Genomic DNA, 20,748 nt, shown 5'->3' with positions numbered 1-20,748 from the left:
GGTCAGCCTCCCAGCTCCGTCGGCCGGCCCGCCGACTTGGGTTGGGTGTGGTCCAGTTCGGCGTGGATGATCAGGCGCTGGTAGTTGTCGAACTTCGGATTGCAGGTGGTCAGCGTGAGCATCCGCTTGGTTGCCTTCTTGTTCGGCTCACCGGGCACCGGCGCCACCACTTCGACCTGCGTCGGTCGGACGATCCGTGACTGCGACACCCGGTAGACGTACCAGTCGGTCTTGCTTTCGACCACGATCGGGTCGCCGTTGTTGAGCTCGTCCAGCCGCCAGAAGGTGGCTCGGTTGCGGTGGCCGGCGACGGAGAAGTTGCCCACCTGGCCGGGCAATGCGCTGGCGGGGTAGTGGCCCGGGGCGTAGCGGATGTCCTCCTGGGTGACGCCCTCGACCACTACCCAGTTCTTCTCGAGCTTCGGGATGTAGAGGCCCGCGATCGGCTTGCCGCGTACCGGTGGCGACGGTTTGACGCTCGGGCCGGCCGACGGCACCACCGTCGGATCGTCGGTCGGGCCCCACTCCTGCGCCAGTTGGTTGGTGAGGTCGTTCTGGTGGGCGTCGACGATGGCCGACTTGCCCCAGACCTCGTAGCCGGCGAAGAGCAGCACCACCAGGCCGAAGGTGATCAGGACCTCGCCGGTGACGCGGATGCCGGTGCGGATCCGGGAGCCGAGCGAGGGCCGGGTGAGCTCGGAGTAGACGCTCTTGTAACCCTCGCCGGTCTGCTCCGGCCGGAGTTGGACGACCCGCTCGCCGCGCCGAGGTCGAGGTGGCTCGTTGGAGTCGTCGCCGTCATCCGTCGACTCGTCGGGGACGGAAGCGCGGGGGACGGCGCCCATCAGCGCCGTCGAGTCCATCGCCGGCGGCCGGGCGGCGGGTGTGACGGGCACTGCCGGGATAAGCGCGGTGGCCGCCGGGTCAGCGCCGGTCGGGGGAACCTGGCCCGCCGCTGCGGAAGTGACGCGGACGGGACCACTCGGCGGGAGGCGGTCGGGCCCGGCGGGTGAGACCGGCGCGGCCGGAGAACCCGTGGGGCGCCCTGGCCTGGCGCTGACCTGGGGAATGAGCGCGGTCGGCGAGTCGGTCACCGAGGGCGTCGAGTGGGCGGGCGGGGTGGCCCGGTTCGGTGAGCCGGAGGCCGCGCCGGTGGGCGTTCCACCGGACGCAGCCGAACCGGTCGGGGTCGGACCTGCGGATCGGGTCGCGGCGGCCCCGGGCGTAGCGGCCCGGTTGGGGGTTGCTCCGGGCGGGACCGGCAGGGTGGGGGTCGCTCCGGGTGACACCGGTCGGTTGGCGGGCCCCGGTGCGATCGGCCCGGTGGGTGCGGCTCCGGGTGACACCGGTCGGTTGGCGGCGGCGCCGGGTGCCGTCGACCCGGTGGGTGCGGCTCCGGGCGGGACCGGCTGGCTGGCGGCGGCGCTGGGTGCCGTCGACCCGGTGGGGGTTGCTCCGGGGGACGCCGGCCCGGTGGGGGCGTTGGGCCAGGACGGGCGGTTCGGGGCGTTGCCGGGAACGGCGGGCCGGTCGGCGCCCTGGTTGGTCGGGCTCGTCGGCAGGCCGGTGGTCGCCGCGGCGGGGCGGCCGGATCCTGCCTGCGGGCCGAGCCCCGGTGCGGCGTTGCCCGGCCAGCGTGGCGGCGCCTCCGCGCTCGGGCGGGGCGGCTCCGGGGCGCGGGAAGGCTCGGCGGCCCGGGGAGGCTCTGGGCTGGCCGGCGGGCGCGACGCATTCGGCCGTGCGGGTAGCACCGGCTCCGGCCAGTTGCCGGCCGGAGTCGCCCGGCCAGGTGTCGGCTCAGGCCGGTCGACCTTCGGCAGGATGTCGGTCGGCTCGTCGGTCTGGTTGCGGTGTCGCCCGTCGCGGCGCTCCTCCGGCCCGCTCACTTGGGCACCGTCGCCGAGCGCAGGGAGGTCGAGTCCTCGAATGCCGGCACTCGCACCGTGGAAACCGTCTCCTTGTAACCGAGTTGGTAGTCGTCGACCGCGTCCTTGAACAACCGGACTCCCTCAGAGCCGGCGAGGGCCTGCTGGAGGGCAGCGGGGTCGCCGATTGCTACGATCTTGAACGGTGGGGAGTACACCCGCCCGTGAAGCAGCAGGGTGTTACCGACGCAGCGTACCGCGCTGGTGCTGAGCACGCGGACGTTCATGATTGCCATGGCTTCCGCCCCGCCGGCCCAGAGCGCGTTGACCACCGCCTGGACGTCCCCCTGATGCACCACCAGGTCGTCGTTGCTGGCGTCCGACTGGGTCTGGTCGAGCTGCGGCGCGTCGTTCAGCTCCACGGTGACGCCGGGACCGCCGAGGGCGGTGAACCCGGCGGCCTGGAGGCTGCCCTGGGCGCGATTCTGCTGGTTCTTGATCGGCGCATCGGAGCCGGCCAGGGTGTTCGTCCGTTGCTCGACCTCACCGCGCAGCGTGGCGGCACGTCGTTCGCTCGCCGCGACCTGCTCGCGTCGTTCCTCGATGAGCTGGTTGAGCTGGGGACGCCGGTCCTCGCGCAGGGCGGTGCCGTCGGCGGTGGTCGCGCTGGTGGTGAAGAGGAGCCCCGCCGCCGCGGCGATCAGGGGCACCCCGATCGACCAGCCCGGTCGGCGTTGGCGCGGTCGCCGGGGCAGCAGCCCGGCGGCGGCCCGCCGGAGGACCTTCTGCCAGGAGGTTGCGCCGGATGTGTACTCCACCGAGCGTTCCTTCCGCGTGTCGGGGATCGGGTCCGCCCCCGGCGGCGCCGGTGATGCGAACAGTCCCGCCTCTTTCGGTCACTCCGTGCACCGGCCTGACCCCATTCATGGTCCGGACGGGCAATCGGGACTACGCTAGCTGTCGAACATTATTGGCCATGGACCGTCGCCCCCGTGCCCGGTTGTCAGGCCGGACGAGGTCGTCACCCCTCTGGAGAGCGCCGTGCCCAAGTCTCAGGTCCGTAAGAAGAAGGTGTACACCCCGCCGACGGACGTTCGTCCGACGACGGCGGCGTCGTCGCGCAAGCCTAGCCCGGTGTGGTTGCCGGTCACCGCGGTCGCCTTGATCGTCGTCGGCATCGGCTGGCTGGTGCTCTACTACCTGTCCGAGCAGGAGTACCCGGTGATGGCGTGGGGTTACTGGAACCTCGCTGTCGGCTTCGGTGCGATGGTCGCCTCGCTGGCGCTGCTCTCCCGCTGGCGCTGAGCCGGCGCGGTGCCGCCGCCCGGCGGCCCCGCCGCATCTCACCTCACCGAGACCCTGCCCGGCAGGATCGGGTGAAGCCACCTATGGTGTGCGCAGGCAGCGCGGCCTACTGCGAGATGACTCACGTTACTGCTGGGTAACCTTCGCGTAGGCTGCATTGCATGACCGAGCGCAGCGAGGTCATCAGGCAGCAGACCGGGGAGGCCAACTCGATGGGCAGCGTCCAGATCGTCACCACGATCCTCGCGGCCGCCATCACCGCCGTGGCGGTGTGGCTTGCGGTGCGTGCGGTCCTGCAGATGGTGGCAGTCATCCGGCTCGGGCAGCCCGCGCCGGACCGGTTCGGCGACAAGGCCGCCCGGGCCAGGACCATGCTGGTGGAGACCGCCGGTCACACGCGGATGCTCAAGTGGGGCGTCGTGGGCGCCGCGCACTGGTTCGTGATGGTCGGCTTCGTCGTGCTGTCCCTGCTGGTGCTCGAGGCGTACTTCGAGGTGGTCACCCCGACCGGCGGGCTGCCGATCATCGGGCACTGGACCGTCTTCGGGTTGGTCACCGAGATCATCACCGTGCTGGGCCTGGTGGGCATCCTGGTGCTGATGGTGATCCGGCTTCGCAACCGGCCGACCCGGCCGGGCGGGCGGTCCCGGTTCACCGGCTCGACCATGTGGCAGGGCTACTTCGTCGAGTGGATCGTGCTGCTGGTCCTGATCTTCGGCCTGCTGATCCGTGGCTTCAAGGTCGCCACCGACCACTTCGAGTACCCGCTCTGGGCCACCCCGGTCAGCCACGCGGTCGGCGCGGCGCTGCCCGACTGGTCGGACGGGGCCAGCGTCGCCGCGCTGATCAAGATCGCCATCTCGATGACCTGGCTGATCGTCATCTCCCTGAACGTGACCATGGGCGTGGCCTGGCACCGCTTCCTGGCGTTCCCCAACATCTTCTTCAAGCGCGAGCCGGCCAAGCCCGCCGGCTCCGGCCTCGGCGCGCTGCGCCCGATGACGAGCCAGGGCAAGCCGCTCGACTTCGAGGAGGCCGACCCGGAGAAGGACCAGTTCGGCGTCGCCCACGTCGAGCAGTTCAGCTGGAAGGGCCTTCTGGACTTCAGCACCTGCACCGAGTGCGGTCGCTGCCAGTCGCAGTGCCCGGCCTGGAACACCGGCAAGCCGCTGTCTCCCAAGTTGCTCGTGCTGAGCCTGCGTGACCACGCGTACGCCAAGGCGCCCTACCTGCTGGCCGGTGGCGGCAAGGACCTGACCGGCGAGGAGAAGGCCACCCAGGCCCAGCTCGCCCACCTGGACGTGCTGTCGCTGGCCGAGGGCGACAAGCCGTTGATCGGCGACGCCGAGTCCGGTGGTGTCATCGACCCGGACGTGCTCTGGTCCTGCACCACCTGCGGTGCCTGCGTCGAGCAGTGCCCGGTGGACATCGAGCACGTGGACCACATCGTCGACATGCGCCGCTACCAGGTGCTCATCGAGTCGAGCTTCCCCTCCGAGGCCGGCGTGATGCTGCGCAACCTGGAGAACAAGGGCAACCCGTGGGGCGCCCCGCAGAACACCCGCGAGGACTGGACCAAGGGCCTGGACTTCGAGGTGCCCCGGGTCGGCGAGGTGGACGACTTCGAGTACCTGTTCTGGGTCGGCTGCGCGGGGGCGTTCGAGGACCGGGCCAAGAAGACCACCCGCGCGGTGGCGACGCTGCTCAACGAGGCCGGGGTGAAGTTCGCGATCCTGGGCGAGGGTGAGACCTGCTCCGGCGACCCGGCGCGGCGGATCGGCAACGAGTTCGTCTTCCAGATGCTCGCCCAGCAGAACGTGGAGACGCTCAACGAGGCGTTCGAGGGCCGGGAGAAGGCCAAGCGCAAAATCGTGGCGACCTGCCCGCACTGCTTCAACACCCTGGGCAACGAGTACGGCCAGCTCGGTGGCGAGTTCGAGGTGGTCCACCACACCCAGTTGCTGGCCCACCTGGTCGCCACCGGCAAGCTCACCCCGGTGCAGCCGGTCGACGGCGGCGTCACCTACCACGACCCCTGCTACCTGGGCCGACACAACCGGATCTTCGCGGCCCCCCGCGAGGTGCTCGGGGACGCCATCGCGGGCGACCTCACCGAGATGCCGCGTAACAGCGAGCGCTCCTTCTGCTGCGGTGCCGGCGGTGCCCGGATGTGGATGGAGGAGAAGATCGGCAAGCGGATCAACGTGGACCGGGTCGAGGAGGCCATGGCCACCGGTGCGAAGACGGTCGCGGTCGGCTGCCCGTTCTGCTCGACGATGCTCAACGACGGGGTCAACGGCAAGGGCGCCGGCGAGCAGGTCGAGGTGATCGACGTGGCGAGCGTGCTGCTCCGTTCGGTGAAGCCGGAGCAGCCGCAGGGCGGCCGGGAGACCGCGCCGATCGGCGGCTGAGACGCGTACACCTGGGATGTGAACATCGACGACGGCGGCCCCCTGCGGGCCGCCGTCGTCGTGTAAGAATCCTCGCCGAGGTGAGGCGACATCGACGGCCTACTCTGGACGATGCTGTTGCCCCTGGTCGGCTTCGTTGCGCTGACCGCGGGCAACGCGTTCTTCGTCGCGGCCGAGTTCGCGCTGGTCACGGTCGACCGCGCGGAGATCGACCGGCGGGCGGCCGGGGGTGACCAGGCCGCTCTGACGGTACGCACGGCACTGCGCGAACTCTCCTTCCAGCTCTCCGGCGCGCAGCTCGGCATCACCATCACCGCGCTGCTCACCGGTTACCTGGCCGAACCGGCCCTGGCCCGGATCTTCACCCCGCTGTTGCGCCCGATGGTCGGCGAGAACACCGGGCGGATCACCCCGTTCCTCGCGTTGGCCCTGGCCACCCTGATCTCCATGCTCTTCGGCGAGTTGGTGCCGAAGAACGCCGCCCTGGCCCGGCCGATGCCCGCGGCGCTGGCCACGGCCGGGCCGATGCACGCCTTCTCCCGGACGTTCGGGTGGCTGATCCGGGGGTTGAACGGATCGGCGAACCGGCTGGTGCGGGCGTTCGGCGTGGAGCCGCAGGAGGAGTTGGCGAGCGCCCGCTCGCCGGAGGAGCTGGGACTGCTGGCGGCCATCTCGGCCCGGGCCGGTGCGTTGCCGACGGACACCGCGATGCTGCTGCGCCGCACCATCCGGTTCGGCGACAAGCGGGCCGCGGAGGCGATGACCCCCCGGGTGGACGTCGTCGCGCTGCGCGCCACCGCCACGGTGGCCGAGCTGCTGGAGGCGTCCCGGCGCACCGGACGGACCCGCTTCCCGGTGTACGAGGAGACCCTCGACCTGGTCACCGGGGTGGCCGGTGTGCCCGACGCGCTGGGCGTTCCGCTGGCCGCCCGGGCGTCGACGATGGTCGGCGCGGTGGCCCGCGAGCCGGTGTACGTGCCGGAGAGCCTCGATCTGGACGGCGTGCTCGCCGCGTTGAAGGCCGCCGGTGCCGACCTGGCCATCGTGGTGGACGAGTACGGCGGAACGGACGGCGTGGTCACGATCGAGGACCTGGTCGAGGAGTTGGTGGGTGAGATCGCCGACGAGTTCGACCCGGCGAGCGTGGACGACCACGGTGCGGTCGAGCTGACCGTGCCCGGTGGTGAGCGCACGGTGCTCGTCGACGGGGTGCTCCGCTTCGACGAGGTGGCCGAGCAGACGGGTTTCCGGCTGCCCGACGGGCCGTACGAGACGTTGGCCGGGTTCCTGATGGCCCGGCTCGGGCACATCCCGCTGGCCGGTGAGACGGTCGAGGAGGGTGGCTGGGAGTTCACCGTGGTCGAGGTGGAACGTCACCGGATCGAGCAGGTCCGGGTGTTGCGCCCGGCGGAGCCCGACGACGATGACTGAGCTGCTGGTGACCGCGGTGCTGCTGCTCGGCAACGGGTTCTTCGTGGGCAGCGAGTTCGCGCTCATCGCCTCCCGGCGGACGGTGATCGAGCCGCTGGCCGCGGGGTCGAAGCGGGCCCGCTGGGCGCTGTCGGCGATGAACCAGATCCCGCTGATGATCGCGGGCGCGCAGCTCGGCATCACGGTCTGCTCGTTGGGTCTGGGCGCGATCGCCGAGCCGGCCCTGGCGCACCTGCTGGAGCCGCCGTTCCACGCGGCCGGTCTGCCCGAGGGCGCGGTACACCCGGTGGCGTTCGTGCTGGCCCTGGGCGTGGTGGTCTTCCTGCACACGGTCGTCGGCGAGATGGTGCCGAAGAACATCACGTTGGCCGGGCCGGAGGTGTCCGCGCTCTGGCTCGGCCCGGCGATGCTGGCGTTCTGCGTGGCCACCAAACCGCTGCTGCTCGCGATGAAGTGGGCGGCCCGCCGGGTGCTCGCTTTCTGGCGGATCGAGGCGTCCGAGGCGGTGAAGACGGTGTTCACCGCCGAGGAGTTGGCCGGGCTCGTCGCGCAGGCGCGTACGGAGGGCCTGCTCGACGAGGAGCAGCACGTCCGGATCACCGGTGCGCTGGCCCTGCACAGTCGAACGGCGGCGGACGCGCTGCAGCCGTGGTCGACGGTGGTCACGGTGGCCGAGGACGTGTCGCCGGCGTCACTGGAGGTGCTGGCGATGCGGACCGGCCGGTCCCGGTTTCCGGTGGTACAGCGGTCGACCCGCCGGGTGCTCGGGTTCGTGCACGTCAAGGACGTGCTCGGGTACTCCGGGCGAGGTCGCCGGTCGCCGGTGCCGGCCGAGGTCTACCGGCCGCTGGCGGTGGTGCCGCCGGAGCGTACGCTGGCCGACCTGCTGCTGGCCATGCGCCGGGAGCGGCGGCACATGGTGCTGGTCAGCGACGGCCGGCGCCCTCTCGGTGTGGTCACCCTCGACGATGTATTGACCGCAATCGTTGGGTGAATGACCAATACCCTTGGTGTGCAAGCAGTTGCACGACAGTGATGGTTCCTATGCCCGCCTTGATTACCGCTGCGAGCTTCCCTAATGTGAGGCACCGACCGCTGTGGGTCGTCTGCCTCGGCCCTTCCCTCACGCGAGGCGCCCGGCGGTCGGTTGCAAAGGAGTCGGTGCCGGTGGCAACCATGCCCCCTCATCGTCACGACCTGAAAACGTCTGCTCGACCAGGGCGCCTCCGCCGTGGCGCCCACCGCCTGCTTGTCCTGGTCGCCGCCGCCGCAGTCGGCGCCGGTCTGCTCGCCGCGCCGGCGCACGCCGAGCCCACGGTCGACGAGATCGAGGCGCAGATCGACAAGAAGTGGGAGCAGTTGGAGCCCACGATCGAGCAGTACAACAAGGTTCGGGCGCAGCTGAAGGTCAATCGACAGAAGTCGGCGGACCTGCAGAAGAAGATCGAGCCGCTCGCGTTGCAGAGCGAGCTGGCGCTCAACCGGGTCGGCGACCTCGCCTCCCGCTACTACATCTCCGGCCCGTCGCACGACATCGGGTCGCTGCTGGTCAGCGTCAAGCCGGACACGCTCACCGAGCAGCTCACCGTCCTCGACCGCCTGGCCGCGCAGGAGCGCAAGGAGGTCGAGGGCGTGCTGGCCGTGCGGGCCAAGTACGACGGTGAGAAGCAGAAGCTGGACACCCTGATCGCCACCCAGACCAAGCAGCAGAACGATCTGGCGGCCAAGAAGAAGCAGATCGACGCCGAGATCAAGCAGCTTGAGGCGTCAATGCCCAAGACCACTGTCAAGACCGCGGGCTGCCCGACCATCAACGGTGTGACCAGCTCGGCCGCCCAGAAGGCGATCCGGACCGCCTGCCAGCAGGTCGGTGATCCGTACGTCTGGGGCGCCACCGGTCCGAACTCGTTCGACTGCTCGGGGCTGACCCAGTACGCCTACAAGTCGGCCGGGATCTACCTCACCCACCACACCGGTGACCAGTGGAACGAGGGCAAGGCCATCTCGCGAGCTGACGCCCGACCCGGTGACCTGGTCTTCTTCTACTCCGGCCTGACGCATGTCGGCCTGTACCTGGGTAACAACCAGATGGTGCACGCGCCACGTGCCGGTAAACCGGTGCAGGTGTCCAGCATCAACACGATGCCGGTCGCCGGGTTCCGCAGACCCGGCTGATCCACCAGCGTGCAGAGGGCCCCCGGTCGTCCGACCGGGGGCCCTCTGTCGTCGACGGACCCCTCCCCACCCTCCGTGGCTCCGTCCAACCGGTACGGAGTGTCACCGTCGCACGGGTTGCGGATCGGTAACAGGCGTCTCTACTCTGGTCATTCGTCGGCCCGATAGCAGCTCCGCCCAGCCCGGGCGGTAACGGACCGACACCGCCGAGTCGTTTCCGAGCGAACCGGGGACCCAGGTCCCTCGGGGTGAATCCGCAGCCACTGCGGTAGGGCGCCGACTTCCCGCCCGAACCCGTCAGCTAACCCGGTAGGCGGTCAGGAAGAAGGAGTACGGAACCCCGGTGGCACTCCATGCCCCGCGGCCGTCGTCCGAGCGGTCGGCAGCAGCCGACCCGACGCCGATCGTGCCGCGCCCACGCTGGTCCCGCTTCACCACCGCTCTCGCCGCCCTGGTCGGCGTCGCCGTCGTCCTGACCGGCAGCGCCACGGCGGCCCACGCCGACCCGTCCGTCGCCGAGATCGAGCGCCAGATCGACGAGGACTGGAACAAGCTCGAACCGATCATCGAACGGCACAACGCCACCCGGGCCGACCTCGCCGTCAAGCGCAAGCAGGCGGACGCCCTGGCCACCCGCATCGCCCCACTCGAACAGCAGGTCGACGCGGCGATGAACAAGGTCAGCGCGCTGGCCGTGCGGGCGTACAAGGGCGAAACCGTCTCGACGGTCAACGCGATGTTGGGCAGCCGGTCACCCAGCGAGGTGGTCAGTCAGCTCGAGATGCTCGACCGGTTCGCGCACAACCAGCAGCGGGACGTACGCGAGGTGGCCGACCTGCGTGACGAGCTGGCCGCGCAGAAGGCGCCGTTGGACGAGATGGTGGCCCAGCTGACGCGCACCGAGGCGCAGTTGGCGGCGAAGAAGAAGCAGATCAACGAAGAGATCGACCGGCTGCAGAAGCTGCGCCTCAAGGTGTACGGCAGCGGCGGCGGCGGTCCGTTGCGCCCGGCGCCCTGCCCCGGCAGTTATCCCGGCGGTGCTGCGGGTGTCGCGGTGAAGTTCGCCTGCGCCCAGATCGGCAAGCCCTACGTGTGGGGCGCCGAGGGCCCGAACTCGTACGACTGTTCCGGGCTCATGCTGGCCGCCTGGGCGAAGGCCGGTGTGTCGTTGCCCCACAACGCCGCCGCACAGAGTCGCGTCACCAAGGACGTCAGCAAGGGCGACCTGCGCCCCGGTGACCTCGTCTTCTACTACAGCGACATCCACCACGTCGGCATGTACGTCGGCGAGGGCTGGGTGGTGCACGCCTCACAGGCCGGCCAGCCGGTCAAGATGAAGAAGGTCGACGACGGCCCGATCCACAGCTACGGCCGTCCCGGCTGATCGTCCAGTGATCGAAGGGCCCGTCGCGATCCGTCGCGGCGGGCCCTCGTCGTCACGGGTTCAGCGGGTCGGCCAGGTGCGCCAGTGCTGCCAGGCGCGGCTCGGCGTCGGGCCCCGCTGGCCCTGGTAGCGGGATCCGTAGACCACCGACCCGTACGGGTGCTCGGCCGGCGAGGAGAGCCGGAAGATGCACAGCTGCCCGATCTTCATGCCCGGCCAGAGGGTGATCGGCAGGTTCGCGACGTTGGAGAGCTCCAGCGTCACGTGACCGGAGAAGCCCGGGTCGATGAAACCGGCGGTGGAGTGCGTGAGCAACCCGAGTCGGCCCAGCGAGCTCTTGCCTTCGAGTCGGCCGGCGAGCTGGTCGCCCAGGGAGATGACCTCCAGCGTCGAGGCGAGCACGAACTCCCCCGGGTGCAGCACGAACGGCTCGCCGTCGGGCACCTCGACCGCCGAGGTGAGGTCGTCCTGCTGCATCGCCGGATCGATGTGCGTGTAGAGGTGGTTGTTGAAGACCCGGAACAGCCGGTCGAGTCGGACGTCGATGCTGGAGGGTTGGACCAAAGTGGGCTCGAACGGCTCCAGGCCCAGCGTGCCGGCCTTGATCTCGGAGACCAGGTCGCGGTCGGAGAGCAGCATCGGACCACCATAGCCGCGTTGTCGAAACCGGCCGGATTCGGTGCCGGTGACCAGCGCGTCGAGGTCGCTCCTCGTACATTTGTTCGATAGAATGTCGGCATGGCATCCTGGTCCGATTTCGCCGCCGACGAGCCCCGACTCGCCGACGGGATCCGCGTTCTCCTCCAGCAATACGGGCCGGGCTTCGGCTACCTGGCCACGGTCCGCGCCGACGGTGGGCCCCGGGTTCATCCGGTCTCCCCGGTCATCACGGACGAAGGTCTGTTCTGCTTCATCATCGACTCCCCGAAGCGCCGTGACCTCGAACGCGACGGCCGTTACGCGCTGCACTCGTTCCCCCCGGAGGAGAGCGACGACGAGGCTTACCTGGCGGGGCGGGCGCGTCCGGTGACCGATCCGGTCCGGGTGGCACGCCTGGCACAGGGCTCCCGGGCAGAGCCGCAGGCCGACTGGCGGCTGTTCGAGTTCACCGTCGACGTCGCCATGCTGACCCGCCGCGAGCAGCACACCGCCGGTGTTCCGGGGGTCACGCCGACCCGACCGGCGGTCCGGGTCTGGCTCGACCCGCACGCCTCGTCGGCGGCGGCCGCGCCGGTCGCCGTGTCGCAGGCCCGCCCGACCCGCATCAGCCGCGACGTCCAGTGCACGGCCGCCTGACCAGGGCCGGAGACGACCCCAGGTGTACGCCCACCCCAGCCCACCCCCTCTCGTGATCCACTCGGCTTCGGTGAAGTCGTGGTGTCCCGGCGGCCCGGATGCCCCGACTTCCAGGAAGCCGAGTGGATCAGTGGCGGGCTGGGGAGCCTGGGTGCGCCGTCCCCGCGTCTCGGGTACAGTGGTGCCGCTTGCGGGTGTAGTTCAATGGCAGAACATCAGCTTCCCAAGCTGACAGTGCGGGTTCGATTCCCGTCACCCGCTCCACGATCAAGGCCCAGGTCAGGACATGTTCCCGACCTGGGCCTCATTCGTTCCGGTCACTTTTTCGGCTTGGCGTGCCCGTTACGTGCCCGATCCCGGTCTTTCTTGATCTGCTCGCTGAGGCCGTCAGCGATGTGCTGGTCGCGTTCCTGGGCGGTGTGCTGGTAGATCAGCGCAGCTCGGGTGGAGGCATGGCCCATCCTGGCCATGAGGTCGGCAAGGCTCGCGCCTGTCCGTGACGCGAGGGTGTTCCCGGTGTGCCGCAGGTCATGAAAGTGGAAGCCGGGCAGACCGACTGCCGTCACGGACGCCCGCCAGTTGCAGGTGCGCTGGAAGTTGGAGCGGCGAAGGACTGCGCCGGCAGCACCAGTGAAGACGAGTGCGTCTTGGTCTTCGGCAACGAAGTCGGCCAGGTGCGTCCGCACGTCGCGACGGATGGCCGCAGGGATGGTGACCGTTCGCAGGCCGGCATCGGTCTTGGGCGGGCCGAAAGTCAGGGTGCCGTCCTGGCGCTCGACCAGAGTCGCGCGGACCGTCAGGGTCCGACAGCGCGGGTCGAAGTCGCGGCGGCGCAAGGCTGCCAGCTCTCCGTAGCGGAGGCTGGCGAAGGCGGCCAGCAGGATGAGGACGCGAAGGCGTCCGGGAACGATGTCGGAGAGTTGAAAGACCTGGGCGACGGTGGCGGTCGGCCGCTCGCTAGGCCGTTCGATGCCCGCACCTTGGATGCGGCAGGGGTTGCGCCGGATCAGTTCGTCGTCAACGGCGGTGTTCAGCACGGCGCGAAGAAGGCGGTATGCCTTAGCCGTCATGGTGGCGCTCACTCCGTCAGCGAGGAGATCAGCGCGCCATGCCCGGATAGCACCGGGCGTCAGGTCGGTGAGGAAGCAGTCGCCCAGGCTCGGCGCGATGTACTTCCGGTGCAGCCAGCGGTAGAGGTCGAGGGTCCGAGGACGCAGCCCCGGCCGGTGGTCAACCCACTCGGTGAGGTAGTCCCCGAGAGCAACACGGCCGACATCGGGGTTACGCCAGGTACCCCGGTTCAAGTCCGTCTCGACACCAGAGAGCCACCGGTCGGCGTCGGTCTTGCTGGCGAAGGTGTGCGGTGCCGGTCGGTCAACGCCGTCCGGACCTGGATAGCGAGCTTGATACCGGCCCGACGGCAGCTTGCGGACGCGGCCAAAGCGGCGCTTGCTAGCCACCGCCGACTGTTGGAATCGTTGCCTTATCCGGAGGACACCGATCATCACTTCGTGGTCGATCCGGCGAAGTTCGACTTCTACGCGATGGACTGCTATCGGATCGTGGGCGAGGACCGCTTGGCCGAGATGTACGCCAATGAGGTCATCAACTCGTCAACGGACCAGAACGGAATTCCCCGGAAGCCGATGCGAATCGCAGAGGCACGAGTGACACTCGGCGTCACTGCTGCCCGCAGAGGAGATGTCGAGGCGGCAGTGTCTCACGGGCGGCAGGCTCTCATCGGCGACCGGAAGTCGCTGCCGTCTTTGCTGATGTGCTCGCGAGAACTCACCGGGGTCTTGGACAAGAACTATCGCAAGCAAGCCGAGGTAGCTTCCTACCTGGAGGAAGTCCGCACTCTGGCAGCGTGACGACGATGCTGTCTAGCTCGCATCTCGCTTGTCAGACTGACGACGACCGCCGACGCCAGGTCTTGGACGACCCTGCTGCCATGACCTGATGCGGGCGGGACGCCACATGTGGGTACGGCCAACCGTCAAGTCGGGTGCTGGCATCTTCTGGCGTTTCCGGTAGTTCGTGATCGTAGAAACCTGCACGCCAAGGAAGGTCGCAACGTCGGACGTGGTCCACCACTCCGCGTCGCCAACCTCATCCGTGTCATCACGAGCCACGCCTACATTGTTGCTGTCCGTTGAACGTTCAGCGCAAGGGCATTGCGGAAGAGATGCGCTGGGCAGCCGGCTGCCGGCCGGGTGGTGAGAACTTTCTGTACGTCTTCAAGGCGGCCCTGAACGGGCCGCACGCGCCGCCGCCTGGGCGCGCGTCCGTCGCTGCGCTGGCGCTCCGACTCCGGCCACGCAACACGCCCGGCGGCTGGCGCGGAAGCGGGAAGCCCAAGGGGCCGCCGCAGAACGACAGGCGGTGTTTGACCGGGTGGGGGTGGGCCGGCAGCCGGCCGGGCCGCGCGGCCACGAGCCCGCGCGGCGTAGGGGGACGCACGCCGGCCGCGTCGGCGAACTGGCGGCCGGTGGCGGGGTTGCGGTGACTGCGCCTCCGGCGGGGGCGCTCCTGCTCTGGGATGGGAGGGGGTCCGTCGGCGGGTGCCGGGCCGTGGGTGGTTGCGGTAGGCAATCCCGCCTGCCATCGACCCGGGCAAGCCGAGCAGACCACCGCCCGACCCGCCAGCGTCCGACCGTGCGTCAAGGCCGCCTTGACGTGGCGGGCCGGGCGGAGGCCCGCTCCCCAAGAGGGCGGGTCGACGGCAGACGGGATGGAATGTGTGCTTCCTCGCTATGCTGCAAAGTGCCTGCAAGGAAGATCAGCGATGTGTCGTTATGCATTCCTAAAGACGCAACACTGGTAGGAGGCTTTGAGAATGAGCGACGAAACTCCGTTCATGCACCTCTCCTTGGATGACATTGTGTCCGAAGATGGGAAGCTTCTGCTACGTCGGCAGGTAACAGAGGCGCCACTTCCCCAGCACACGTACAGTTCGCCAGACAACCTCGTCTACGCGTCAACTATGTGGATACTTGCGGCTGCAAGCGCCGGCGTGGTCGGGAATCTGACCTACGATGTAGTCAAACTTTCATACGACCGCGCCCTAGCCATTGCCAAAAAAAGAGCGCGACCTAAAATTGACCCTACGAAGCGACAGTTGAATGCGCGGGATCTAAGCCTACAAGAGCTAGAGCAATTGCTGGACATCGCACTAAAGGCCGTGGCGCTGTACAGCTCCCTTAGGGGGCGCACAGGGGATCTCTCCCGATTGCTGCCTCGCAGGATGTATCAGGGTCGCCGCAACGAATGGCGAGTTGAGCTGGCTTCAGTAGATGATTGGATAGTGGTCGAATTGGGCGGGGTGGCGCGCAATGAAAACAAGGGCGAAACCGTAATCGTATACACGAGACTATCAGAGGCCGAGAAGTTGGTTTATTGGAATGGGTTGGGGCTGCTGGAAGACACCGATGACTGACCCGGCCCCAGCGGGCAGGTTGCTGGCCGGTGTCAACGAGGTGTGCACACGTACTGATGTACCTGCACGACTCCGATCATGACAGCGGCCGACAAACAGTCAGCAACAGCGCTTCGTGCCCGATACGTGCCCGATGCAGCGGTTAACACGGGGCGACGATTGACACTCAGATGGGCCTTGACTCGAACGCTTCGTGCTCCTTTACCAGTTGTCCTGGCCCACTCAGGGTGTGAATCAACGTGATTCCCAAGCTGACAGTGCGGGTTCGATTCCCGTCACCCGCTCCACCGCGAAGGCCCTGACCAGGACGACAGCCCCGGTCAGGGCCTTCGACGTCAGGCCGGCCGCGCAGGAGAGGTTCGTCCTGGCCCATCCGGGTCGCCCGGACCGCGATCGTCGTGCCTCGGTAGAGCAGACACGGTGAATCCATACACCTTCGGGGGCGGGCCGCCGAGTGGGTCGGTCGCCGGACCTCGGCAACGCGGGTCGCTCTCACGTCCATGGCAAGATCTGCCACGTGCAGGTCGGGTTACTTGGTCCATTCGAGGTTCGCACCGACGACGGCACCGTCACCGACGTGCCCGGCGTGCGGCTGCGCGGGCTGTTGACCGCCCTCGCGCTGAGCCCGGGCCACGTGGTCCCGAAGGCGACTCTCGTGGACTGGATCTGGGGTGAGAACCCGCCCACCGATGCGGCGAACGCCCTGCACCGCTTGGTGTCGCGGTTGCGGAAGCTGCTGCCGGACGGTGCTATCGAGGGGCTGACGGACGGCTACCAGTTGACTGTGGCACCCGATCTCGTCGACGCCGTACGGTTCGAGCGCCTCGTCGGTCAGGCGCGCGACGACGATGGGCCGCGGCGGGTCCGTCGGCTCCGCGAGGCCCTCGCCCTGTGGCGGGGTACGGCCATGCAGGACGTCGGTGTGACCGACAGCGCGGCGTTCGAGGCGGCGGTCACCCGGCTGGAGAGGCTGCGCCTGACCGCCGTGGAGGATCGCTTCGACGGGGAGATCGACCTGGGGCACGGTCCGGAGCTGGTCGAGGAGTTGACCGATCTGGTGGCCGCGCATCCGGTGCGGGAACGGCTCGTCATGTTGTTGATGCGTGCGCTCGCCGCGAGCGGTCGGGACAACGAGGCGCTGCTGGTGTACCAGCGTACGAGCGATGCCCTGGCCGACGCGTTGGGCGTCGATCCGTCGCCGGAGCTGTCGGCGGTGCACGTGGCGTTGCTGCGGGGCGAGCTGGGGCGGCGGGAGGAGAACCGCAAGACCAACCTCCGGGCCGAGTTGAGCAGTTTCGTCGGCAAGGACGACGCTGTCGCCCAGGTGGGTGCGCTCGTCGCCGAACACCGGCTCACGACGCTGATCGGACCGGGCGGCTCGGGGAAGACCCGACTGGCCACGGAGACCGCGCGCCTGATGCTCGGCGACCTGCCGGACGGGGTCTGGTTGGTCGAGCTTGCGGCGATCGGTGCGGACGGTGACGTGGTGCAGGCGACGGTCGCCGGGCTCGGGCTCCGGGATGCTCTGCTCGGCGAGGCACCGAGCATGGAGCTGATCGATCGACTCGTCGCCGCGATCCGGGAGCGGGAGGCGCTGCTGATCCTGGACAACTGCGAGCACGTGATCGAGTCGGCGGCGGTGGTCGCCCATCGGCTTCTCGGAGAGTGTCGGCGGCTGCGGATCCTGGCGACGAGCCGGGAGCCGCTGGGCATTACGGGTGAGGCGTTGTGGCCGGTCGCGCCGCTGGCCCTGCCGGCCCTCGACGCCGACCCGGCCGAGATCGAGTCCTCTCCCGCGGTCCGGTTGCTGCGGGACCGGGCGGGGGCGGTGCGCAGGGACCTGGCGGTCGACGCCCACACGTCGGCGACGATGGCGCGGGTGTGTCGGGCGCTGGACGGGATGCCGCTGGCGATCGAACTGGCGGCGGCCCGGTTGCGCACGATGTCCGTCGACCAGCTCGCCAGGCGGCTCGACGACCGCTTCCGACTGTTGACCGGCGGCAGCCGCACCGCGTTGCCCCGGCATCGAACGCTGCGCGCCGTCGTGGACTGGAGTTGGGAGCTGCTGACCGACGCCGAGCGGGCGGTCCTGCGCCGGCTGTCGGTGTTCTCCGGCGGGGTCGGTCTGGAAGCTGCCGAACGGGTCTGCGCCGACGACGTGGTCGAGCGGGAGGAGATGCTCGAACTGCTCACCGCGCTCGCCGAGAAGTCACTGCTGATCGCCGAGGGCGACGAGGCTCCGCGCTACCGGATGCTCGGCACGATCAGGGAGTACGCCGCGCAGCGGCTCGCCGAGGCCGGTGAATCGGATCGCGCGCGCCACGCACATCTGGCCTACTTCACCGCCCTCACCGAGGCGGCGGAGCCGCACCTTCGCCGCGCCGACCAGGTGAGCTGGCTTGCCACCCTCGAACCCGAACACGACAACATCGCTTCCGCGATGCGCGGCGCGCTCGCCGCCGGTGAGGCGGACGCGGCGATGCGGCTGGCCGCGGGCGCCGGCTGGTACTGGTGGCTCGGCGGTCACCGGACCGAGGGCATGGAGCTGGTCACGGCGGCCACCGAGGTGCCCGGCGAGGTGAGCGACGAGATCCGGGCCACCGTGTACGCACTCGTCGTGCTCTTCCTGAACTCCGGGCCGGGCGACGAGCGCCAGGCCGCGGAGTGGATTCACCGGGCGTACGAGGTCAGCCGAGGCAGTCGCGGCAGCCACCCGGGCGTGGCGCTCGTCGTTCCGCTGGAACGGATGCTGCGGGCTCCGGACGCGATCCTGGCCGCGTGGGAGCCACTGCTCGACGAGCAGGATCCCTGGGTACGCGCGCTGGCGCGGCTGCAACTGGGCAAGATGCGGATCCTTCTCGGCCGGCACGGGCCGGAGGTGGACGCGTGTTTCGAGTCGGCGCTCGCCGAGTTCCAGGCCCTCGGCGACCGGTTCGGGATCTCGTTCGCCCTGACCGAGTTGGCGGAGCTGATCGCCGTACGCGGCGAGTTCGCCAGTGCCTGTGGTTACTACGACGAGGCGATCGCGGTGGTGACCGAGGTCGGCACCGTCGAGGACGTCATCCGGATGCGCTCGCGACAGGCTCAGCTGTACTGGCTGTTGGGCGACGAGGAGGCCAGCGCGTCGGCGCTGGCCGAGGCGCGGCGGTACGCGAGACGGGTCACCTGGCCCGGCGCGCTGGCCATGTTGGCGCTGTCGCAGGCGGAACTCGCCCGTTGGCGTGGCGATGCCGAGGAGGTGGTCCGGCAGATCGACGTCGCGGCCGGCCTGTTGCGCGACGAGGCCGGACAGGCACACATCCGGGTGGTGACGTACGACCTGCTCGGGTACGTCGCCGACGACCTCGACGAGGTCCGCCGGCAGCGCTCCTCGGCCTGCGCGGCGGCGGCCGAGACGGGGCACGCGCCGACGATCGCGCAGGTGCTCGTCGGAGTCGCGGACCTGGCCCTGCGGCGTGACCAGGTCGACCAGGCCGCGCGGCTGCTCGCGGCGAGCACCGCCGTACGCGGACGGCCGGATCGTTCCCACCCGGACGCGGTCCGGATCGAGCAGACAGTGCGGCGCCGCCTCGGCGATGGGGGTTTCGCAGAGGCGGCGCTGGAGGGCACTCGGTCGCACTGGAAAGAGTTGGTCGCGGTCACGCTCGCTTCGTGAACGTGGACCGCGCCCACAGGTAGCCGACGAGCGCGATGGCGACGCACCAGACGAGGGCGGGGATCACGTCGCCGGCGGACGGCGTGCCGTTCAGGAAACCGCGCAGGGTCTCGATGATCGGCGTGAAGGGCTGGTATTCGGCGAATTCCCGAAGCCCGGGACCCATCTTGTCGGCGGGCACGATCGCGCTGCTGAAGAACGGCAGCATGACCAGCGGTACGGAGGCCAGCCCGGCGGTCTCCGGCGACTTCGCCGACAGGCCCAGCGCGACGGTGAGCCAGCCTGCGGCGAAGCCGAGCAGCACGATGACGCCGATCGCGCCGAGCCAGCCGAGGAGAGTCGCCGACGGGCTGAATCCGAGCAGGAACGCCACCCCGACGAGGGCTGCGATGGCGACCAGGTTGGTCAGCACACTGGCGACGACGTGACCGGTCAGCACCGCGCCCCGGGAGACGTGCATGACCTTGAACCGGTTGATGATGCCCTTCGTCATGTCGGAGTTCACCGCGGTCGCGGTGGCTCCCAGCCCGTAGCAGACCGCCAGCAGCATCAGGCCGGGAGTCGCGTAGTCGATGTAGTCGACACCGACGCTGAAGGCGTCGCCGAACATGTACACGAACATCAGCATGATGACGATGGGCATCAGCACCGCGTTGAACACCGAGGTCGGGTTGCGGGCGATGTGCTTGAAGTTGCGGCGCAACATGACGATCGAGTGGGACTTGGCGCTCATTTCGCTGCTACCTCCTGGGTGCGGGTGCCCGTCAGGGCGAGGAAGACGTCATCGAGGTCCGGCGTCTGCACGGAGAACCCCTCGGCACTGATCGCGTACTCGTCGAGTCGGTCCAGCAGGGCGCGCAGCGAGGCCGTCCCGCCGTCGCTGGGCACCCTCAGGGCCAGTGCCTCGTCGTCCCGAGTGGAGTCGCCGAGCACCCGGGCGGCCGCGTCGAGTTCCGCGACGGTGGCGAACCGGAGCCGGACGTGGGTGCCGGGGATCTGGCGCTTGAGTTCGTCGGGCGTGCCCTGGGCGACCAGACGACCCTGGTCGAGTACGGCGATCCGGTCGGCGAGCTGGTCGGCCTCTTCGAGGTACTGCGTGGTGAGGAAGATCGTCACCCCGTCGGCGACGAGGTCGCGGATGATCGACCACATCGTGCGTCGGCTGCGCGGGTCCAGACCCGTCGTCGGCTCGTCGAGGAAGATGATCCGTGGGTCGCCGACGAGGGTCATCGCCAGATCCAACTTGCGGCGCATCCCCCCGGAGTAGGTCGACGCCGGCTTCTGCGCCGACTCCGTCAGGTCGAACCGTTCCAGTAGCTCAGTGACGATCCGCTTGCCGTCCTTGGCCGGTACCGGGCTGAGATCCACCATCAGTTGGAGGTTCTCCCGACCGGTCAGCAACTCGTCCACCGCCGCGAACTGGCCGGTGACTCCGATCGCCGCACGGACGGCCTTGGCCTGGGTGGCGGCGTCGTGTCCGGCGACGCGTACGGTCCCACCGTCGGCTTTCACCAACGTGGTGAGCACGTTCACCGTCGTCGTCTTGCCGGCCCCGTTCGGGCCGAGTAGGGAGAAGATGGTGCCCGTCGGGACGTCCAGGTCGATGCCGTCGAGCACGACCTTGTCCTTGTAGGCCTTCCGCAGTCCGGAGACCGCAATCGCTGAACTCGTCATGCGGTCTACCATCGGCGGCCGGTCTGTCACCCCCCTGACGCGGCTCTGACACGACCACTGACACGGATATCCGACCAGGTGACGACAGCGCCGGGATCGACCGTGGTGGTTCCACC

General features: G+C 69.3%; 16 protein-coding genes, 1 tRNA gene and 1 riboswitch. Of the genes, 11 read left to right on the top strand and 6 right to left on the bottom strand.

All coding sequences use genetic code 11. The features are described from left to right. Nucleotides 1-2 precede the first annotated feature (2 nt). Together O7617_RS11640 and O7617_RS11635 are read right to left on the bottom strand one after the other, a co-directional pair. Nucleotides 3-1,886, bottom strand: a complete 1,884-nt coding sequence (locus O7617_RS11640) for a class E sortase (protein WP_282263439.1) — start codon at nt 1,884-1,886, stop codon at nt 3-5. After that, complete coding sequence (locus tag O7617_RS11635; RefSeq protein WP_282263437.1) at nt 1,883-2,683, bottom strand: DUF881 domain-containing protein; 801 nt, start codon at nt 2,681-2,683, stop codon at nt 1,883-1,885. Before O7617_RS11635 ends, O7617_RS11640 begins: the two co-directional genes overlap by 4 nt. Before the next feature lie 223 nt (nt 2,684-2,906). On the opposite strand from O7617_RS11635, the gene O7617_RS11630 reads away from it, so the two are divergent. The 6 genes from O7617_RS11630 to O7617_RS11605 all read left to right on the top strand — a co-directional run bounded on the left by O7617_RS11630 (nt 2,907) and on the right by O7617_RS11605 (nt 10,571). Beyond that, nucleotides 2,907-3,170 (top strand): cell division protein CrgA, encoded by a 264-nt coding sequence (locus O7617_RS11630; protein WP_145778259.1) that lies wholly within the window; start codon nt 2,907-2,909, stop codon nt 3,168-3,170. A 212-nt stretch (nt 3,171-3,382) separates the two neighbouring features. Next, on the top strand, nt 3,383-5,581 hold the full coding sequence (locus O7617_RS11625) for a (Fe-S)-binding protein (RefSeq protein WP_282264709.1): 2,199 nt from the start codon (nt 3,383-3,385) through the stop codon (nt 5,579-5,581). Between the two features lie 111 nt (nt 5,582-5,692). Next, nucleotides 5,693-7,012, top strand: a complete 1,320-nt coding sequence (locus O7617_RS11620; RefSeq protein ID WP_282263434.1) for a hemolysin family protein — start codon at nt 5,693-5,695, stop codon at nt 7,010-7,012. Continuing rightward, nucleotides 7,005-8,006, top strand: a complete 1,002-nt coding sequence (locus O7617_RS11615) for a hemolysin family protein (protein WP_282263433.1) — start codon at nt 7,005-7,007, stop codon at nt 8,004-8,006. The genes O7617_RS11620 and O7617_RS11615 overlap by 8 nt, the downstream gene beginning before the upstream one ends. A 167-nt stretch (nt 8,007-8,173) precedes the next feature. After that, the gene (locus O7617_RS11610; RefSeq protein WP_282263422.1) at nt 8,174-9,187 is read left to right on the top strand and encodes a C40 family peptidase; all 1,014 of its coding nucleotides are present in this window, start codon (nt 8,174-8,176) and stop codon (nt 9,185-9,187) included. 194 nt (nt 9,188-9,381) lie between these two features. Continuing rightward, nucleotides 9,382-9,517: riboswitch (cyclic di-AMP (ydaO/yuaA leader) on the top strand. Nucleotides 9,518-9,530: 13 nt separating this feature from the next. Next, a complete protein-coding gene (locus tag O7617_RS11605; RefSeq protein WP_282263420.1) occupies nt 9,531-10,571 on the top strand; it encodes an NlpC/P60 family protein in 1,041 nt (346 codons plus the stop codon). Between the two features lie 60 nt (nt 10,572-10,631). On the opposite strand, the gene dcd is transcribed toward O7617_RS11605, so the two are convergent. After that, the gene (gene dcd / locus O7617_RS11600; protein WP_030332009.1) at nt 10,632-11,210 is read right to left on the bottom strand and encodes a dCTP deaminase; all 579 of its coding nucleotides are present in this window, start codon (nt 11,208-11,210) and stop codon (nt 10,632-10,634) included. Nucleotides 11,211-11,309: 99 nt separating this feature from the next. On the opposite strand from dcd, the gene O7617_RS11595 reads away from it, so the two are divergent. Together O7617_RS11595 and O7617_RS11590 are read left to right on the top strand one after the other, a co-directional pair. Beyond that, nucleotides 11,310-11,867: a pyridoxamine 5'-phosphate oxidase family protein gene (locus tag O7617_RS11595; RefSeq protein WP_282263418.1), complete on the top strand. Its 558-nt coding sequence runs from the start codon at nt 11,310-11,312 to the stop codon at nt 11,865-11,867. A 190-nt stretch (nt 11,868-12,057) separates the two neighbouring features. Beyond that, nucleotides 12,058-12,131 (top strand) — tRNA-Gly (locus O7617_RS11590). A 53-nt stretch (nt 12,132-12,184) separates the two neighbouring features. Here the strand turns inward: O7617_RS11590 and O7617_RS11585 are convergent. Then, nucleotides 12,185-13,327: a site-specific integrase gene (locus O7617_RS11585; RefSeq protein WP_282263416.1), complete on the bottom strand. Its 1,143-nt coding sequence runs from the start codon at nt 13,325-13,327 to the stop codon at nt 12,185-12,187. Nucleotides 13,328-13,378: 51 nt separating this feature from the next. Here O7617_RS11585 and O7617_RS11580 point away from each other — a divergent pair, with 51 nt between their 5' ends. The 3 genes from O7617_RS11580 to O7617_RS11570 all read left to right on the top strand — a co-directional run bounded on the left by O7617_RS11580 (nt 13,379) and on the right by O7617_RS11570 (nt 18,958). Further along, nucleotides 13,379-13,738 (top strand): tetratricopeptide repeat protein, encoded by a 360-nt coding sequence (locus O7617_RS11580; RefSeq protein WP_282263415.1) that lies wholly within the window; start codon nt 13,379-13,381, stop codon nt 13,736-13,738. A gap of 965 nt (nt 13,739-14,703) precedes the next feature. After that, nucleotides 14,704-15,303 carry a hypothetical protein gene (locus tag O7617_RS11575; RefSeq protein WP_282263413.1) on the top strand — a complete coding sequence of 200 codons (600 nt, stop codon included), beginning with the start codon at nt 14,704-14,706 and terminating at the stop codon, nt 15,301-15,303. A gap of 517 nt (nt 15,304-15,820) precedes the next feature. Then, nucleotides 15,821-18,958, top strand: coding sequence for a BTAD domain-containing putative transcriptional regulator (locus O7617_RS11570; protein WP_282263412.1), 3,138 nt, complete (start codon nt 15,821-15,823; stop codon nt 18,956-18,958). Here the strand turns inward: O7617_RS11570 and O7617_RS11565 are convergent. Next, nucleotides 18,942-19,691 (bottom strand): ABC transporter permease, encoded by a 750-nt coding sequence (locus tag O7617_RS11565; protein WP_282263410.1) that lies wholly within the window; start codon nt 19,689-19,691, stop codon nt 18,942-18,944. The genes O7617_RS11570 and O7617_RS11565 overlap by 17 nt on opposite strands. After that, nucleotides 19,688-20,632, bottom strand: coding sequence for an ATP-binding cassette domain-containing protein (locus tag O7617_RS11560; RefSeq protein ID WP_282263409.1), 945 nt, complete (start codon nt 20,630-20,632; stop codon nt 19,688-19,690). The genes O7617_RS11565 and O7617_RS11560 overlap by 4 nt, the downstream gene beginning before the upstream one ends. Between the last annotated feature and the right edge of the window lie 116 nt (nt 20,633-20,748).

The sequence above is a fragment of the Micromonospora sp. WMMD1155 genome, from assembly GCF_029581275.1.
Lineage (GTDB): Bacteria > Actinomycetota > Actinomycetes > Mycobacteriales > Micromonosporaceae > Micromonospora.
Note: the sequence above shows the minus strand (reverse complement) of the source record. Positions and strands in the feature narration are given on the sequence as shown.

What these genes read in the sequence shown, in the direction of transcription:
- O7617_RS11625 (WP_282264709.1), top strand. Translation starts at nt 3,383, where the DNA reads ATGGGCAGCGTCCAGATCGTCACCACGATCCTCGCGGCCGCCATCACC.
- O7617_RS11620 (WP_282263434.1), top strand. Translation starts at nt 5,693, where the DNA reads ATGCTGTTGCCCCTGGTCGGCTTCGTTGCGCTGACCGCGGGCAACGCG.
- O7617_RS11615 (WP_282263433.1), top strand. Translation starts at nt 7,005, where the DNA reads ATGACTGAGCTGCTGGTGACCGCGGTGCTGCTGCTCGGCAACGGGTTC.
- dcd (WP_030332009.1), bottom strand. Translation starts at nt 11,210, where the DNA reads ATGCTGCTCTCCGACCGCGACCTGGTCTCCGAGATCAAGGCCGGCACG.
- O7617_RS11595 (WP_282263418.1), top strand. Translation starts at nt 11,310, where the DNA reads ATGGCATCCTGGTCCGATTTCGCCGCCGACGAGCCCCGACTCGCCGAC.
- O7617_RS11575 (WP_282263413.1), top strand. Translation starts at nt 14,704, where the DNA reads ATGAGCGACGAAACTCCGTTCATGCACCTCTCCTTGGATGACATTGTG.
- O7617_RS11565 (WP_282263410.1), bottom strand. Translation starts at nt 19,691, where the DNA reads ATGAGCGCCAAGTCCCACTCGATCGTCATGTTGCGCCGCAACTTCAAG.
- O7617_RS11560 (WP_282263409.1), bottom strand. Translation starts at nt 20,632, where the DNA reads ATGACGAGTTCAGCGATTGCGGTCTCCGGACTGCGGAAGGCCTACAAG.